General features: G+C 62.6%; 13 protein-coding genes, 1 tRNA gene and 1 pseudogene. 7 read left to right on the plus strand and 8 right to left on the minus strand.

The genetic code is table 11. The features are described from left to right. Positions 1 to 29 precede the first annotated feature (29 nt). Together ACFY68_RS17625 and ACFY68_RS17630 are read right to left on the minus strand one after the other, a co-directional pair. Positions 30 to 833, minus strand: coding sequence for an MOSC domain-containing protein (locus tag ACFY68_RS17625; RefSeq protein ID WP_387529788.1), 804 nt, complete (start codon positions 831 to 833; stop codon positions 30 to 32). 55 nt (positions 834 to 888) lie between these two features. Continuing rightward, complete coding sequence (locus ACFY68_RS17630; RefSeq protein ID WP_346613833.1) at positions 889 to 1,824, minus strand: chemotaxis protein CheV; 936 nt, start codon at positions 1,822 to 1,824, stop codon at positions 889 to 891. A 351-nt stretch (positions 1,825 to 2,175) separates the two neighbouring features. Here ACFY68_RS17630 and ACFY68_RS17635 point away from each other — a divergent pair, with 351 nt between their 5' ends. The 3 genes from ACFY68_RS17635 to ACFY68_RS17645 all read left to right on the plus strand — a co-directional run bounded on the left by ACFY68_RS17635 (position 2,176) and on the right by ACFY68_RS17645 (position 4,604). Next, a complete protein-coding gene (locus tag ACFY68_RS17635; RefSeq protein WP_387529791.1) occupies positions 2,176 to 2,682 on the plus strand; it encodes a histidine kinase in 507 nt (168 codons plus the stop codon). Positions 2,683 to 3,057: 375 nt separating this feature from the next. Then, positions 3,058 to 3,948 carry a sensor histidine kinase gene (locus ACFY68_RS17640; protein WP_387529794.1) on the plus strand — a complete coding sequence of 297 codons (891 nt, stop codon included), beginning with the start codon at positions 3,058 to 3,060 and terminating at the stop codon, positions 3,946 to 3,948. After that, on the plus strand, positions 3,945 to 4,604 hold the full coding sequence (locus tag ACFY68_RS17645; RefSeq protein WP_387529797.1) for a response regulator: 660 nt from the start codon (positions 3,945 to 3,947) through the stop codon (positions 4,602 to 4,604). Before ACFY68_RS17640 ends, ACFY68_RS17645 begins: the two co-directional genes overlap by 4 nt. Here the strand turns inward: ACFY68_RS17645 and yegS are convergent. Further along, a complete protein-coding gene (gene yegS, locus ACFY68_RS17650) occupies positions 4,585 to 5,469 on the minus strand; it encodes a lipid kinase YegS (protein ID WP_387529800.1) in 885 nt (294 codons plus the stop codon). The two genes, ACFY68_RS17645 and yegS, sit on opposite strands and share 20 nt — an antisense overlap. A gap of 397 nt (positions 5,470 to 5,866) precedes the next feature. Here yegS and ACFY68_RS17655 point away from each other — a divergent pair, with 397 nt between their 5' ends. Beyond that, positions 5,867 to 7,114, plus strand: a complete 1,248-nt coding sequence (locus ACFY68_RS17655) for a glycosyltransferase family 4 protein (RefSeq protein WP_387529803.1) — start codon at positions 5,867 to 5,869, stop codon at positions 7,112 to 7,114. Here the strand turns inward: ACFY68_RS17655 and glp are convergent. Both glp and moaB read right to left on the minus strand, forming a co-directional pair. Continuing rightward, entirely contained in the window at positions 7,103 to 8,290 is a 1,188-nt protein-coding gene (gene glp, locus ACFY68_RS17660) for a gephyrin-like molybdotransferase Glp (protein WP_387529960.1), read from the minus strand. The genes ACFY68_RS17655 and glp overlap by 12 nt on opposite strands. A 22-nt stretch (positions 8,291 to 8,312) precedes the next feature. Then, a complete protein-coding gene (gene moaB / locus ACFY68_RS17665; protein WP_387529806.1) occupies positions 8,313 to 8,852 on the minus strand; it encodes a molybdenum cofactor biosynthesis protein B in 540 nt (179 codons plus the stop codon). Positions 8,853 to 9,026: 174 nt separating this feature from the next. Here moaB and ACFY68_RS17670 point away from each other — a divergent pair, with 174 nt between their 5' ends. Both ACFY68_RS17670 and ACFY68_RS17675 read left to right on the plus strand, forming a co-directional pair. Continuing rightward, on the plus strand, positions 9,027 to 9,248 hold the full coding sequence (locus ACFY68_RS17670) for a YgdI/YgdR family lipoprotein (protein ID WP_027596642.1): 222 nt from the start codon (positions 9,027 to 9,029) through the stop codon (positions 9,246 to 9,248). Positions 9,249 to 9,330: 82 nt separating this feature from the next. Continuing rightward, positions 9,331 to 9,407 (plus strand) — tRNA-Pro (locus ACFY68_RS17675). Between the two features lie 53 nt (positions 9,408 to 9,460). Here the strand turns inward: ACFY68_RS17675 and ACFY68_RS17680 are convergent. The 3 genes and pseudogenes from ACFY68_RS17680 to ACFY68_RS17690 all read right to left on the minus strand — a co-directional run bounded on the left by ACFY68_RS17680 (position 9,461) and on the right by ACFY68_RS17690 (position 13,031). Next, on the minus strand, positions 9,461 to 10,228 hold the full coding sequence (locus ACFY68_RS17680; RefSeq protein ID WP_387529963.1) for a methyl-accepting chemotaxis protein: 768 nt from the start codon (positions 10,226 to 10,228) through the stop codon (positions 9,461 to 9,463). Between the two features lie 117 nt (positions 10,229 to 10,345). Continuing rightward, a pseudogene (locus ACFY68_RS17685) lies at positions 10,346 to 11,176 on the minus strand (HAMP domain-containing protein); the annotation flags it as partial. A gap of 91 nt (positions 11,177 to 11,267) precedes the next feature. After that, positions 11,268 to 13,031 carry an ABC transporter transmembrane domain-containing protein gene (locus ACFY68_RS17690; protein WP_387529809.1) on the minus strand — a complete coding sequence of 588 codons (1,764 nt, stop codon included), beginning with the start codon at positions 13,029 to 13,031 and terminating at the stop codon, positions 11,268 to 11,270. A gap of 202 nt (positions 13,032 to 13,233) precedes the next feature. On the opposite strand from ACFY68_RS17690, the gene ACFY68_RS17695 reads away from it, so the two are divergent. Then, positions 13,234 to 13,407: a PA1571 family protein gene (locus ACFY68_RS17695; RefSeq protein ID WP_387529811.1), complete on the plus strand. Its 174-nt coding sequence runs from the start codon at positions 13,234 to 13,236 to the stop codon at positions 13,405 to 13,407. The last annotated feature ends 11 nt before the right edge of the window (positions 13,408 to 13,418 follow it).

Raw genomic sequence — 13,418 nt, forward strand, 5'->3', positions numbered from 1 at the left:
AACCCGCGAAGAGCCGTGACTGGCAACCGCTACTCCAGCACTTCGACTTCCATGCCCACTTCAACCCGGCCAGCGCCCTCCACCGCCAGGTTTTGCCCGAACAGGATATCCCCCTCCTTTTCGCGGAAGGTCCTCAACGTGGTCAGCGGTTCACGGTCCGGGCTGCGCTGCCCGGTCGCCGGGTCGAGCGTGGTGAAGATGCACCGTACGCTGGGCTTGAGCACACGAAACTGCAATGTGCCGATACGAATCCGCTTCCAGCCGTCCTCGGCAAATGGCGCTGCACCCTGCACCACCAGGTTGGGGCGGAAACGCAGCATCTCCATGGGGCGGCCTATGCGCCTGTTCAGCTCATCCAGCGAGCCCTGGCCAATCAGCAGCAACGGGAACCCATCGGGGAACGCCGCCCGGTCACTGTTCGAACCATAACCACTGGGCAGGTAACGCGCACGCTGCTCCGGGCAGTAGACCAGGCGCACCGGCTTGCCGAGCATCTGTGACAACCAGGCTGCCGCCTCGTCGCCGGCATCCGGCACACGCAATGTGTCACGCCAGAGGGTCACACCGCGCAAGCCCTCATCAGCGCCAGGCAGCGCCACCCTCAACGCGGCTTGCCCCGGAGCCTCCAGCAGGAGCGCCCCGGCCTCATCATCGCGCGCTTTCAGCTGGCTGAGCTGCGGCCAGGCGCGCTGGGTCAGGAAGCGGCCGTTGTCTTCCTCGACCACCATCCAGCGTCGATCCCCCCGCAGCCCCAGATGATCCACCGCCGAAGCCTGCAGGCATTGCGCCTGCCCCGACTTCACCGGGTACCGATACAACTCACTCAGAAACATCCCTGCCTGCCTCGTGCCATGCAAAAGCCCAGCTTATACCCGGCAGGCGCTGGGATCACGCAGCGGTTGTATTCAACAGCAGACGCTGCTTGACCACATCGACCAGGCGATCAGGTTGGAACTTGGAGAGGAAATTGTCACAGCCGACTTTCTTGACCATCGACTCATTGAAGCTGCCTGACAACGATGTGTGCAGTACCACGTAGAGCTTGCGCAAGCGCGCATCGCTGCGGATTTCGGTGGTCAGCCGGTAACCATCCATTTCAGGCATTTCTGCATCGGTAAATACCATCAGCAGCTTCTCGCACACATCTTCGCCAGCATCGGCCCAACCTTTGAGCATGCGCAGCGCCTTGAGGCCGTCGCTGGCCACATGCAGTTTCACCCCCAATTGCGATAGGGTGTCACGCAACTGCGCCAGGGCCACGCTGGAGTCGTCCACCAGTAGCACCTCCCGGCCACGGGCACGCGCCAGTACCGGGTCGGCGAGCTTGTCGTTGGATACCTTGGCGTTGTACGGCACGATCTCGGCCAACACCTTTTCAACGTCGATCACTTCCACCAGTTGCTCGTCCACCTTGGTGATGGCGGTCAGGTAATGCTGGCGGCCAGCACTGGAAGGCGGTGGCAGGATGGCTTCCCAGTTCATGTTGACGATGCGATCAACCCCACCCACCAGGAATGCCTGCACCGAACGGTTGTATTCGGTGACGATGATCGTGCTGTCTGGCCCAGGCGTCAGCGGGCGCATGCCGATCGCCTGGGACAGGTCGATCACCGGCAGGGTTTGCCCGCGCAAGTTGACTACGCCACAGACGAACGGGTGGCGCTGCGGCATCAAGGTCAGCTTGGGCAGCTGCAGCACTTCCTGCACCTTGAACACGTTGATCGCGAACAGCTGACGGCCAGCCAGGCGAAACATCAGGATTTCCAGGCGGTTCTCACCTACCAGTTGCGTACGTTGGTCTACCGTGTCGAGAATGCCGGCCATTGGAAAGCCCCCAGGCTTGAGTCGAAAAATGTGAAATCATCCACCCTGTATCGGCGGTTTGCAGCGCAGCTTGACCCATGTATGAAAATGCCGCGCAGGCAATTGATATCACATTACCATCATGCTTTACTGCGGACATCTCATCTTGGATCCAGTGCTTGGGCAACCTGTCGCACCCTAGGCCGCCATCAGGGAAACCCCTAGCAGCAATCGGGTGTAACCTGATTTGCGCGATATCCTTTAGCCATTAATGTGACGCCATTCTCACTGCATGAATGGAGTCAGGCTTTTGCTAGCGACCGACATGGCTTTGCCATCCCCCGCTCCCGCCGTGCACGCCGGAGCCTCATGATGGACAGCACAGCCGCCAACAGCAGCGCGCTGCAGGAGTTTCTGCTGGATGCGCAAGTCTTGCTGACCCAGTCTCAGGAATGCCTGCAGCACCTGCAACTGATCGCCAATGACGCCGACGCCTGCCACTGCCTGAGCAATACCCTCGATACCCTTGCCCGGCGTGCCAGCGGCCTGGGGCTGGTCGAAGTCGCTCACTACACCACTGCCCTGCAGCAACTGCTGGCCCCAGCCTGCCAGCACCAGCACCTGCCCAATGAAGCCTTGCCCGCCCTGGGGGCCTGCCTCACCCTGTTGGCCTGGCAAGTCGAGCTGCTGGACCTGCAAACCGGGCGCCTGGCCCTCGATGCGACGGAGCAAGTTGCCTTGCTGACCGAGTTGGCAAGCGCGCTGGGCCAGCCATTGCCGCAAACGTGTGCGTCTTGTCAGCACAGCGGCGACGAATGCGTTCACCCCCCTGCAAGCGCAGCCCAGGGTACAGCCCACAGAGCAAGCCGGGCGCACTAGCGGGATAGCAACCTGCAACTAACCGCGTCATGTAATCCGAAATGGATGAACTTGTTGAGTGTGAGGTGCGAACACTTACCTGCCAGCGCGCAAGTTGAACGGGGTATGTCTCAAGAGCGAAACCGATGATAGCAATTAGCTATTTAGCGCAGGCATCGAACCGCCGTGATCGGCCCGGAAATCCCTAGGTTTCAAAGCATTACCCAGCCGCGACCGACGCATCTTGAAGTGTTAACATGCGCACTAACAATCATCGGCCACCGGTATATGGATCGCCTCTACGCACGCTCGGTGATTGTTGAAAACACCACGCCAAAGCCTTTGGCAAGACATGTTCAAGGCACCCATCAGCAAGACTTCAGTGGCTTCCCATTTATGCTCCCACGCTTGAAGATCCCTCTGCGTTGCCGTTCACGCGCCAGCTTGCTGCGCTGGGCGACTGCATTGCTGTGCGTGGCATCCCTGGCTGGCAATCTTTACTTGTTCATCGGCGGGCATGCGATGCCGGCCAGCCTGTTGCTGCTGCAACTGGCGGCGATGCTCGGGGTTGGCTGGCAGTTGAGCCATGACGCCAGGTCAATCAGCCTTCGCCCGGCGGAGTTGGCCGATCGCATGCTCAAGGTTCAGGAAAGCGAGCGTCAACACCTTAGCCGTGAGCTGCATGACGACATTGGCCAACTGCTCACTGCCGCCACGATGCAGGTGGGCTGGTTGCAACGGCGGCTACCGAGCGACCTGCAGGCACACTGCGGCACTTTGCGCGGCACGCTTGAAGACACGTTGGGCAAGGTGCGCGATGTGTCAGCCATTCTCAACCCACGGCAACTGGCGAGCCTTGGCCTGGAGGCCAGCCTGCGTGCGCACCTGGTGCGTACGTTGGAGAACACTGACGTGCATTGGAGCCTGGAGTGCCATCAACGGCTGGGCGGTATTTCCGAAGACGTGGCCATGGCGGCCTTTCGCATCACGCAAGAAGCCGTCACCAACGCCCTGCGCCATGCGCAAGCGCGTAACCTGACCATCCGCCTGCAGCGCAGCCCCGTCGGCCTGGCCCTGTCGATTCAGGACGACGGGCAGGGCTTCATGCCTGCCGCTAATCCGGCCGAAGCCGGCCAACGCGGCATGGCCGGTATGCAGGAACGCGCCACTGCTCTGCAAGGCAGCCTGGAAATTACCAGCCAGCTCGGCCTGGGCACGCGGATCGAGGTCTTGTTCCCGTGGCCGCCGCGCACCCATGAACGCGCCAGGACCCCTGTTTCCCCATGACTTGCAGACTGTTGCTGGTAGATGACCATTCGCTGATCCGAGCCGGCGTTCGCGCCCTGGTATCCGACATTCCCGGCTACACCGTGGTGGGCGAAGCCGAAGATGGCGACCAGTTGCTCGAACAGGCTCAGCAGCTGGCGCCCGATATGGTCCTGCTGGATATTTCCATGCGCTCGACCAGCGGCCTGGACGCCCTCACCCAACTGCGCGCCACCGGCAACACCTGCAAGGTGCTGATCCTGTCGATGCACACCGACCCTGACCTGATCATGCGGGCCCTGGAAAGTGGTGCCCATGGTTACCTGCTCAAGGACGCCACCGCCACCGAACTGGAGCAGGCCCTGGCCGCCTTGCGCAGTGGTGAGCGCTACCTGAGCCCGGCCATCGCCCACACCGTGATCAACCAGGCGCTGATGCGGGCGCAGCACGGCAAGCAGCCCAATGTAGACCGGCACAACCTGACTGCTCGGCAGCTGGAAATCCTGCGCCTGATCGTGCGCGGCAAATCCACCCGTGAGATTGCCACTGGCCTGGGCCTGTCGATCAAAACCGTTGAAACCCATCGCTCACAAATCATGAAGCGCCTGCAGATCCATGACGTTGCAGGCCTGGTACTGTTTGCCGTGCGCGAGAAAATCATTCGCCTGGACGACTGAGCAGCGCTGAATCGGGCGGCAAATGCAGGCGTAGCGCGGCGGGTAGGGATTCGAAACGCAGGCTGTCACCCTGCAAAGGCTCGCCATCGAGGTTGATATCCAGGCCTTGCGAGCTTTTGATTTCAACCCAGGGCACGCGCGCGCGGACGAACAACCCCTCCCCCGCCAGCAGATCACGCAGCGCGCCTACCACTTCCTGCGGCGCCGGCAATATGGCGACGTCAAGCAAGCCGTCATCCACCACCGCCTCCCCACACAACACCTGCCCGCCACCGGCCTGACGACCGTTGCCGATACCCAGCGCCAGCAAGTCGCCTTGCCAGTGAAAGCCTGGCCCCGTCAGCTCCACCGATGCGGCCTGCAGCTCGCTGAAGCGTGACAGCCCGGTAAACAGGTAAGCCGCGGCACCCAATACCTTCTTCAAGTCCTCGGAGGTGTTGGCGGTGACCTGGCTACCAAAGCCACCGGTGGCCATGTTCAGGAACAGCTGGTCGCCAACCCGCCCCAGGTCGATCGGCCGAGCCGGCTGATCCAGCAAGGCCAACGCCTCGGCCGGCTCCAATGAAACGCCCGCAGCCTTGGCAAAATCGTTGGCGGTGCCCAGCGGCAGCAATGCCAGGCTGGCCTCGGTGCGAGCATGCCCCATGGCTTCGGCCACGTCACGCAAGGTGCCATCGCCGCCCCCGGCGACCACATGCGTATAACCGGCGGCCAGCGCATCGGCGACCAGCCGCTGAGCATCACCCGCCTCCCAGGTAACCCGCACATCCACGGTCCAGCCCCGCTCGCGCTGGGCGAGGACGGCTTTACGTACCTCTTCGTTCATCGCCTGCTTGCCATGCAGGATCACTATCGCCTTGCGCATCGCGCTTCTCCCTGGGGATCGATCATTGCAAATCTCGACCACAGTCAGTGAAGGAATGCTGCATGGCTCAGGTAATAAAACGTCTGGGCGAGCGATCTGCCTGACTAAAACGCCAGAAAGATCCGAATGGCATTGAAAGCTTTGCTGCTCAAGCGCATCATCGACAAGTAATTGGCTTTTCATCTTTAAACTTTTGAGTGTCGCCAGTTTTTTGACTTATCGTCAGCGTTTTTTTGTCGTTGAGCCCTGGCACTACCGCTGCAGCGCCCCACGGACCACGGCGAATGCGACAAGGTGGGCTTTACTCAAAAGAAAGGGCGTGTCCCGGCAGCAGCATATGGCTAGCTACCAGCGGGCGCGTTTGTTGTCCTGCGGTTTTTGGCGAGGATTCCGGCTCATGCGCATACTCTGGACACTGCCCTACCTGCCCTGGCCCACCACCAGCGGCAGCAAGACCCGGCAATACCACCTGTTGCGCGCCCTTGCGCAACACGGCCACCGGATCACCTTGCTGGTGCAGTCAAAGATCCCACTGAACGATGCCACCCGTGAAGCGCTGGAGCCACTGGTCGAGCGCCTGATCGTGCTGCCCCGCCGCGCATTGCACAGCCCGCTGAACCTGCTGGCCTCGCCGATAATCGATTACCCCATGCGTACAATCATCAACGGCCTGGCGCCGTGCCTGCGGCATCGTTTTGAACAACTGCTGGACGAACCCTGGGACGTCATCCAGATCGAACACAGCTATGGTTTCCAGCCCTTCGAGAAAGCCCTGCAAGCCCGTGGCCTGCCCTACATGCTCAGCGAGCATACGCTGGAATCGGTGATGGGTGCCGCCTGCCACGACCGCCTGCCGCTATGGTTACGGCCGCTGAACGCATTCGACCGCTGGCGGTATCGTCGGTGGGAGCAACGTGTGTTGAGCCAGCCCAACGAGGTGGTGGCGGTGAGCGCGCATGACGCCGACCTGATCAGCCAGATCAGCGGCCGCCCGGTGAACGTAGTGGTCAACGGTGTGGATTGCGATTACTTCCAGGACGTGAAACCGGCCATGCACAGCCAACGCCTGCTGTTCGTAGGCAACTTCGAGTACGGCGCCAACCTGGAAGCCATCGAGTGGGCGCTGGAAGAAATCCTGCCGCAAGTGTGGATGAGCAACCCGGCAGTGCGCCTGGCCATCGCCGGGCATGCCATGCCGGCGAGCTGGAAGCTTCATTGGAACGACCCACGCATCGAATGGCTCGGCTATCGCCCAGACCTGCGCGAACTGCAGCGGCGCTCGGCGCTGTTCTTTGCCCCCTTGCGTTACGCCGGTGGCTCCAAGGTAAAGATCCTCGAAGCCATGGCCGCCGGCTTGCCGGTCATCACCACCGGCAAGGGCGTGTCCGGGCTAGCCGTGAACAATGGCGAGCATTACCTGGGCAGCGATGACGGCGGCCAATTGGCGCTGCTGATCACCCAACTGCTCAACCAGCCCTGGCGCATGTGCCAGCTGAGCGAAGCCGGCCGCCAGTTCGCCCGTCAGCGCCACGACTGGAGCGTGGCGGCCCAGCAACTGGAGAACGTGCACATGCGCCTGACCCAGTCGGTGCCGGCCGACGCCACACAGCCCGGCGGCGCCTGGCTGGGGCGTTCAACCAAGTAGTTCGCTCAGCGGTATGAATGGCACGCTGTCACCCTGCTGCGGCGTGCTGCCTTCGCGCACCTCCACCAGGCCCTCGGCCCACGCAGCGCTGCGCAGCACGCCGGAGCTCTGGTTCTTGTAGATGCGCACGCGGCCGTTGTCGATGCGCGCGCGCAGGTACTCGCGGCGGGTACCGGCCTTGGGCCAATCGAACCCGGCAGGCACATCGAAACGCAACGGCGTGACGTCTGCCACACCCTGGCGTCGCAACAAGTAAGGGCGGGTCAACAAGCCGAAAGTGACCAAGGTCGAGGCCGGGTTGCCTGGCAGGCCAATCACCGGCACCCCTTGATAGTGCCCAAAGGTCAGCGGCTTGCCTGGCTTGATCGCCAGCTTCCACAAGGCCAGCTCACCGGCTTCGCGCAGTGCCGCGCCAAGGTAGTCAGCCTCACCTACGGAAACACCGCCTGTAGACAGGATCAGGTCGACATCACCCAGGCTGGCCAGGCACTCGCGGGTACGCACCAGGTCATCGGGGAGGATGCCCATGTCGCGCACCTCACAGCCCAGGCGCTGCAACCAGCTGGCGAGCAGGCGCCGGTTGCTGTTGTAGATCTGCCCGGGGCCCAGCGGCAGCCCCGGTTCGACCAGTTCGTCGCCGGTGGACAACACCGCCACCCGCACCCGCCGCACCACTTGCAGCTGCGCATGCCCCAGGGTCGCAGCCAGGCCCAGCTCGATCGGCCCCAGGCGTGTGCCGGCAACCATCACCTGCTCACCCTTGCGGGTTTCCTGGCCTTGGGGGCGAACATTCTGGTCGAGCCTCAGCTGCTCGAGAAAGCGTACCCGGCCATCCGCCAACACTTCTGTGTTTTCCTGCATCTCGACGCAGTCAGCACCTGCCGGCAACGGCGCACCGGTGAAGATCCGCGCGCAGGTACCGGGCTGCAGGGGCTCGGGTGCGTGCCCTGCGAAGATGCGCTGGCTGACCGGCAGCGGTTCGCCCTGGTGATCAGCCAGACGCAACGCATAGCCGTCCATGGCGCTGTTCGGCCAGGGCGGCAGGTCGAGCGACGCCACCAGGTCGGTCGCCAGCACACGGCCCTCGGCCTCGGCCAACGGCACGGTTTCAATGTCTTTGATCGGCGCCGCTTCAGCCAGCGCCAACAGCTGTGCCAGGGCTTCTTCCACCGGCATCAATGGCCGGGCCTGCGGCGCCTCAGCCACGGCTTTCGCAGGCCACTGCCTGCTTCAGGTGCGCAACGAAATTGCACGGGCGATGGCGGGCATCGAGCTGTTCGGCAAGGATACCGTCCCAGCCGGTGCGCACGGCATTGGTGGACCCAGGCAGGCAGCACACCAGCGTACCGTTGGCGAGGCCGGCAAGGGCGCGCGACTGGACCGTGGAGGTGCCGATATCCGGGACGGAGATCTGCCGGAACAGCTCGCCGAAGCCGTCTACCTGCTTGTCCAGCAGGCAGGCAACCGCTTCCGGGGTACTGTCACGGCCGGTGAAGCCGGTGCCTCCAGTAATCAGCACGACTTGCACGCTGTCGTCGGCGATCCAGGTGGCGACCTGCGCGCGAATCTTGTACAAATCGTCCTTGAGCAGCACACGGGCAGCCAGCTGGTGGCCCGCTGCAGTCAGGCGGTCAACGAACATCTGGCCGGAAGTATCGGTGTCGAATGTGCGGGTGTCGCTGACCGTCAGCACGGCAATGTTCAGCGCCACGAAGGGGGTATCTGCCTTGGCTTTCATGAGTGTCCATCGCAGGAGAAGGGGTGGCCGCATTTATATCACAGCCGCCCCTGCGGCACCCTCGACAGACCCAGGTCAATACCTCGTCATTGGCGCTATGCTGCACTTGTAAGGAACTTGCGCAGACACCCTGCGTCATAAAGTCATCTAGCACCATTGCACTGGAGAAACACGATGATTCAACGGACCCTTCCTGCCTTCCTGCTCGCCCTCGGCCTGGGCGCTCTCGCCGGCTGTGCTTCGCCGACCGTGATCACCCTGAACGACGGCCGTGAGATCCAGGCAGTGGACACGCCATCCTTCGACGAGGACTCCGGTTTCTACGAATTCGAGCAACTCGATGGTAAGCGTACCCGCCTGAACAAAGACCAGATCCGCACCGTCAAAGAGCTCTGATCTGGCACCGGCTTTTGAGCATAAGCCCGTTTAACAACAAGGGCTTGCGCTCGAAAATGCGATGCAGTAGGATTTCGTTCATCGGAGTGTAGCGCAGCCAGGTAGCGCGTCTCGTTCGGGACGAGAAGGCCGCAGGTTCGAATCCTGTCTCTCCGACCAAATCCCACTCGAAAAGCCCGCCATGTGCGGGCTTTTTGTTGCCTGCGATTGGCCTATGCAGTCAGCCGCGACGTCACTTCGCCCAGCTGCCCAGACAAACCATGCAAGCGCTGCCCTGCCTGCTCGGTGTGCTGCACCGCCTGCTGGTTGGCTGTGGCGATGCGGGTGATCTCGATCAGGTTGCGCGAAATATCTTCGGCCACGCTGGTCTGCTCTTCGGCCGCCGTGGCGATCTGCCGGTTCATGTCGCGGATCGCTTCAACCGCCGTGGTGATGCGCTGCAGCATCTGCCCGGCCTGCTGCACCTGCTCGGCGCCCTCCTCGCTGCGCTGCTGCCCGCTTTCAATAGCCTTGACCGCCTCTACCGCCCCCGACTGCACCGCCTCGATAATTTGGTGGATTTCGGCAATCGACGCGGCCGTGCGCTGGGCCAAACTGCGCACCTCGTCGGCGACCACTGCAAAGCCACGCCCGGCCTCGCCCGCACGGGCCGCTTCGATAGCCGCGTTGAGCGCCAGCAGATTGGTCTGTTCAGCAATCCCACGGATCACTTCCAGCACCTTGCCGATGCGCGAGCTGTCATTTTCAAGGTGGCGGATCACTGCGGCGGTACCGGCAATCTCGCGGTTGACCACACCAATGATGTCGATGGTCTGCTGCATGACCTGCTCGCCAGCCTGGGCACTGTGGTCGGCATCATCTGCAGCACGCGCTGCCTCGGCAGCGTGGCGCGCAACCTCCTGGGCAGTGGCGGACATCTCGTGCATGGCCGTGGCCACCTGGTCGGTACGCTGGAACTGGTCCTGGGTGCCCCGCGCCATGTCGCCGGCAATCGTGCGCAACTGGCCACTGGCGCCTTCAAGCTCCTGGGCGTTTTCCTTGAGGCGGCCAACGGTTTCGGCCAGGAAATCACGCAGAGTATTGGCCGCGCGGGCCAGGCGGCCCAGTTCATCTTCACGACGGCCGTCGACGCGCGCACCGAAGCGGCCCTGGCTAAGTTGCGCAACGTATTCGGTCAACTGGCTGATGGGTTCGATCAGGTTACGATTGACCCGCCACAGGCTCAGCAAGCCTACCAGCAGCGCCGAGGCCAGCATCACCAGCACACCCAGCCATACCGTGCGCTCGGCACTGGCATTGATGCTGGCGGCGCGTTCTCGGGCATCGGCGCGCAGTTGCTCAACCAGCGCGCTCATCTGCTCACTGGCGGCACGGTCGACACCTTTGACCGCCAGGTCGCCGGCAACCGGGTCAGCACCGGCAGCCAGAAACGCCTGGCGCCCTTGCGCGTAGGCCACGCCCAATTGCCGGTGACTGTCGCGCAACTGTTGCAACGGTGCCTTGAGCTTGTCATCGCTGCTGTCGATCAGTTGCGCAAGCAACTGCTGTACCTGTTGTTCGCGGGCCTGAAACTGCTGCCAATACTTGTCCAACTCGGCCGGTTGGCGGCCGCGCAGCAGCACGTTCTTCCATTCCTGCACCTGGATCTTGAACTGCAGGTTGGCTTCGTCGATCGATTGCGAAGCCTGCAGCGGCCCTTCGACCAGCTCGGCGTAACCGCGCACGCTGGACGTCAGGAACTGGAAGCACACCAGGGCGATCAGCAGCATCGCTGCAACGCTGCCGCCAAGCAGGGTGAGAATTTGCACTCGGAGGGATTTACGCAACATCGCGGATCTCGGGAACAAGGAAGTAGGAAACAGCGCGCCGTTGGCAGCGCCGCGACAGACATCCTTGTCCTCGTTCGCAGGCCAAAAAAAAGCTGCCATCGGGCGATAGCAGCCAATTCGAGCACTTACACAACAGATGCGGGGATAGTCTCAAGCCATTGCTACAGAAATGTTACAAACGCAGGTTGCATCAGGATGTGGTGAACTGCAGCGATGCCAGCCTGGCATACAACGGGCTTGTTTCGATCAGCTGGCGATGGGTACCGACCGCCACCAGCTGCCCCTTGTCGATCACCGCGATGCGGTCGGCATGCTGCACGGTCGCCAGGCGGTGGGCGATGACCAGCGTGGTGCGGCCGGCCATCAGGGTTGGCAGCGCCTGCTGAATCAGGTGTTCGCTCTGGGCATCGAGAGCACTGGTAGCCTCGTCGAGCAACAGGATGGGGGCATCCACCAACAACGCCCGGGCAATCGCCAGGCGTTGGCGCTGCCCGCCCGACAGGCCGGTACCGCCCTCGCCCAGCGGCGTCTGATAACCCTGCGGTAATTGCCGGATAAAGGCGTCGGCGTGTGCGCCCCGTGCTGCCGCCTCGACCTCGGCAAAACTGGCCTCAGGGCGGCCGTAGCGAATATTGGCCTCCACCGTACCCCTGAACAGCGAGGGGTTCTGCGCAACCAGGGCGAACTGGCTGCGCAACTGGGCCAATCCCAGGCTGGTGATTGGCTGGCCATCAAGAAGGATGCGCCCACGTTGGGGGTCGTAGAAGCGCAGCAGCAAGTCGAACAAGGTCGACTTGCCCGCCCCCGATGGCCCCACCAGCGCTACGGTCTGGCCTGGCTCGATGACCAGGCTGAGGTTGTCGATCGCGGCCATCGATGGCCGCGAAGGGTAGGCAAACTCCACCTGTTGCAGTTCGATGCGCCCGTCGGCGTGCTGTCGATCAAGGGCCGCTGCCTGCTCGGGCTCAAGAATACTGCTGCGCGCCGCCAGCAGCTCGGCGATGCGCTCAGCCGCGCCCGCCGCGCGCTGCAGCTCCCCGATCACTTCGCTGAGGGTACCGAAAGCACTGCCGACGATAAGGCTGTAGAACACGAAGGCGGCCAATTCACCGGCGGAAATACGCCCGGCAATCACGTCCATGCCACCCACCCACAGCATGACCCCCACCGCGCCCAGCACCAGCACGATCACCAAGGTGATCAGCCACGCCCGCTGGGCGATGCGCTGGCGTGCCACGCTGAACGCCGCCTCGACCGTGCCGGCAAACAGCTGGCGGTCCAGCGCCTGGTGGTTATACGCCTGCACTGTCTTGATCTGCCCCAGCGTCTCTGCCACGTAGCTGCCCACATCCGCCACCCGATCCTGGCTTTGCCGCGACAGGCTGCGCACGCGCCGGCCAAACAGCAGGATTGGCGCGAGTACCAGCGGCAACGCCACCACGACGATGCTGGTGAGCTTGGGGTTGGTGATGAACAGCAGTACCACGCCACCGATGACCATCAGGGCATTGCGCAAGAACATCGACAGCGACGAGCCGATCACCGCTTGCAGCAATGTGGTGTCGGCAGTCAGCCGGGATTGTATTTCCGAGCTGCGGTTGTCTTCGAAGAACCCCGGATGCAGCCCGATCAGGTGATCGAACACAGCGCGGCGAATGTCGGCCACACACCGTTCGCCGATCCATGAAACCAGGTAGAAACGGCTGAACGTTCCGATGGCCAACGCCAGCACCAACATCAGGAACAGCCCGATGGTCTGGTTCAGCTGGTGCGCCGAGCGCGTCATGAACCCCTGATCCACCAACAGGCGAATGCCCTGCCCCATGGACAAGGTGATAGCCGCTGTCGCCACCAGCGCCAGCAACGCCAAAAGTGCCTGGCGACGGTAAGGGCGCAGGAACTGCCAGCAGAGGGACAAGGCGCGACGCTGTCGAGATGAAACCGGTTCGGGCATGACGAAGACCACAGCAAAGATGAGCCTGCAGCCTAGCACTCATCAGCCTTGGTGGTGGCTATAGCTCAACGTTCTAAAACGCCTCTGGAGGTTTGCCTGCGATTCTGTTGGACTGTAGAGGTCGTGGCACCCAAGAGCCCTTGTCACGGGCCGGTCACGGCGCAGGTTTACCTTGAAACTGGACCTGATGAGGAGACTGTATATGCCCCTGCAACACGGCAGTGACACCCACAAGCCCCAGAACAATTCGCAATCCAAGCCCTGCGGTTCGATCATCGATGCCCAGGGCCATGAAGTCCCGATTACCGAGCAGATGATTCAGCAGGCCTGCAAAGACCTTGAGGAAAGCCGGGTCAGGAAAGTGCGCAAGGGCTGAAAGAAGAATTG

It is taken from the genome of Pseudomonas sp. NPDC012596 (assembly GCF_042902325.1).
Taxonomy (GTDB): domain Bacteria; phylum Pseudomonadota; class Gammaproteobacteria; order Pseudomonadales; family Pseudomonadaceae; genus Aquipseudomonas.

Coding starts and splice junctions, on each gene's coding strand:
- glp (WP_387529960.1), bottom strand. CDS start 8,290: ATGCCGGTGGAAGAAGCCCTGGCACAGCTGTTGGCGCTGGCTGAAGCG.
- ACFY68_RS17640 (WP_387529794.1), top strand. CDS start 3,058: ATGCTCCCACGCTTGAAGATCCCTCTGCGTTGCCGTTCACGCGCCAGC.
- ACFY68_RS17625 (WP_387529788.1), bottom strand. CDS start 833: ATGTTTCTGAGTGAGTTGTATCGGTACCCGGTGAAGTCGGGGCAGGCG.
- ACFY68_RS17680 (WP_387529963.1), bottom strand. CDS start 10,228: ATGGCGCGGGGCACCCAGGACCAGTTCCAGCGTACCGACCAGGTGGCC.
- ACFY68_RS17690 (WP_387529809.1), bottom strand. CDS start 13,031: ATGCCCGAACCGGTTTCATCTCGACAGCGTCGCGCCTTGTCCCTCTGC.
- ACFY68_RS17635 (WP_387529791.1), top strand. CDS start 2,176: ATGGACAGCACAGCCGCCAACAGCAGCGCGCTGCAGGAGTTTCTGCTG.
- ACFY68_RS17670 (WP_027596642.1), top strand. CDS start 9,027: ATGATTCAACGGACCCTTCCTGCCTTCCTGCTCGCCCTCGGCCTGGGC.
- moaB (WP_387529806.1), bottom strand. CDS start 8,852: ATGAAAGCCAAGGCAGATACCCCCTTCGTGGCGCTGAACATTGCCGTG.
- ACFY68_RS17645 (WP_387529797.1), top strand. CDS start 3,945: ATGACTTGCAGACTGTTGCTGGTAGATGACCATTCGCTGATCCGAGCC.
- ACFY68_RS17695 (WP_387529811.1), top strand. CDS start 13,234: ATGCCCCTGCAACACGGCAGTGACACCCACAAGCCCCAGAACAATTCG.
- ACFY68_RS17630 (WP_346613833.1), bottom strand. CDS start 1,824: ATGGCCGGCATTCTCGACACGGTAGACCAACGTACGCAACTGGTAGGT.
- ACFY68_RS17655 (WP_387529803.1), top strand. CDS start 5,867: ATGCGCATACTCTGGACACTGCCCTACCTGCCCTGGCCCACCACCAGC.
- yegS (WP_387529800.1), bottom strand. CDS start 5,469: ATGCGCAAGGCGATAGTGATCCTGCATGGCAAGCAGGCGATGAACGAA.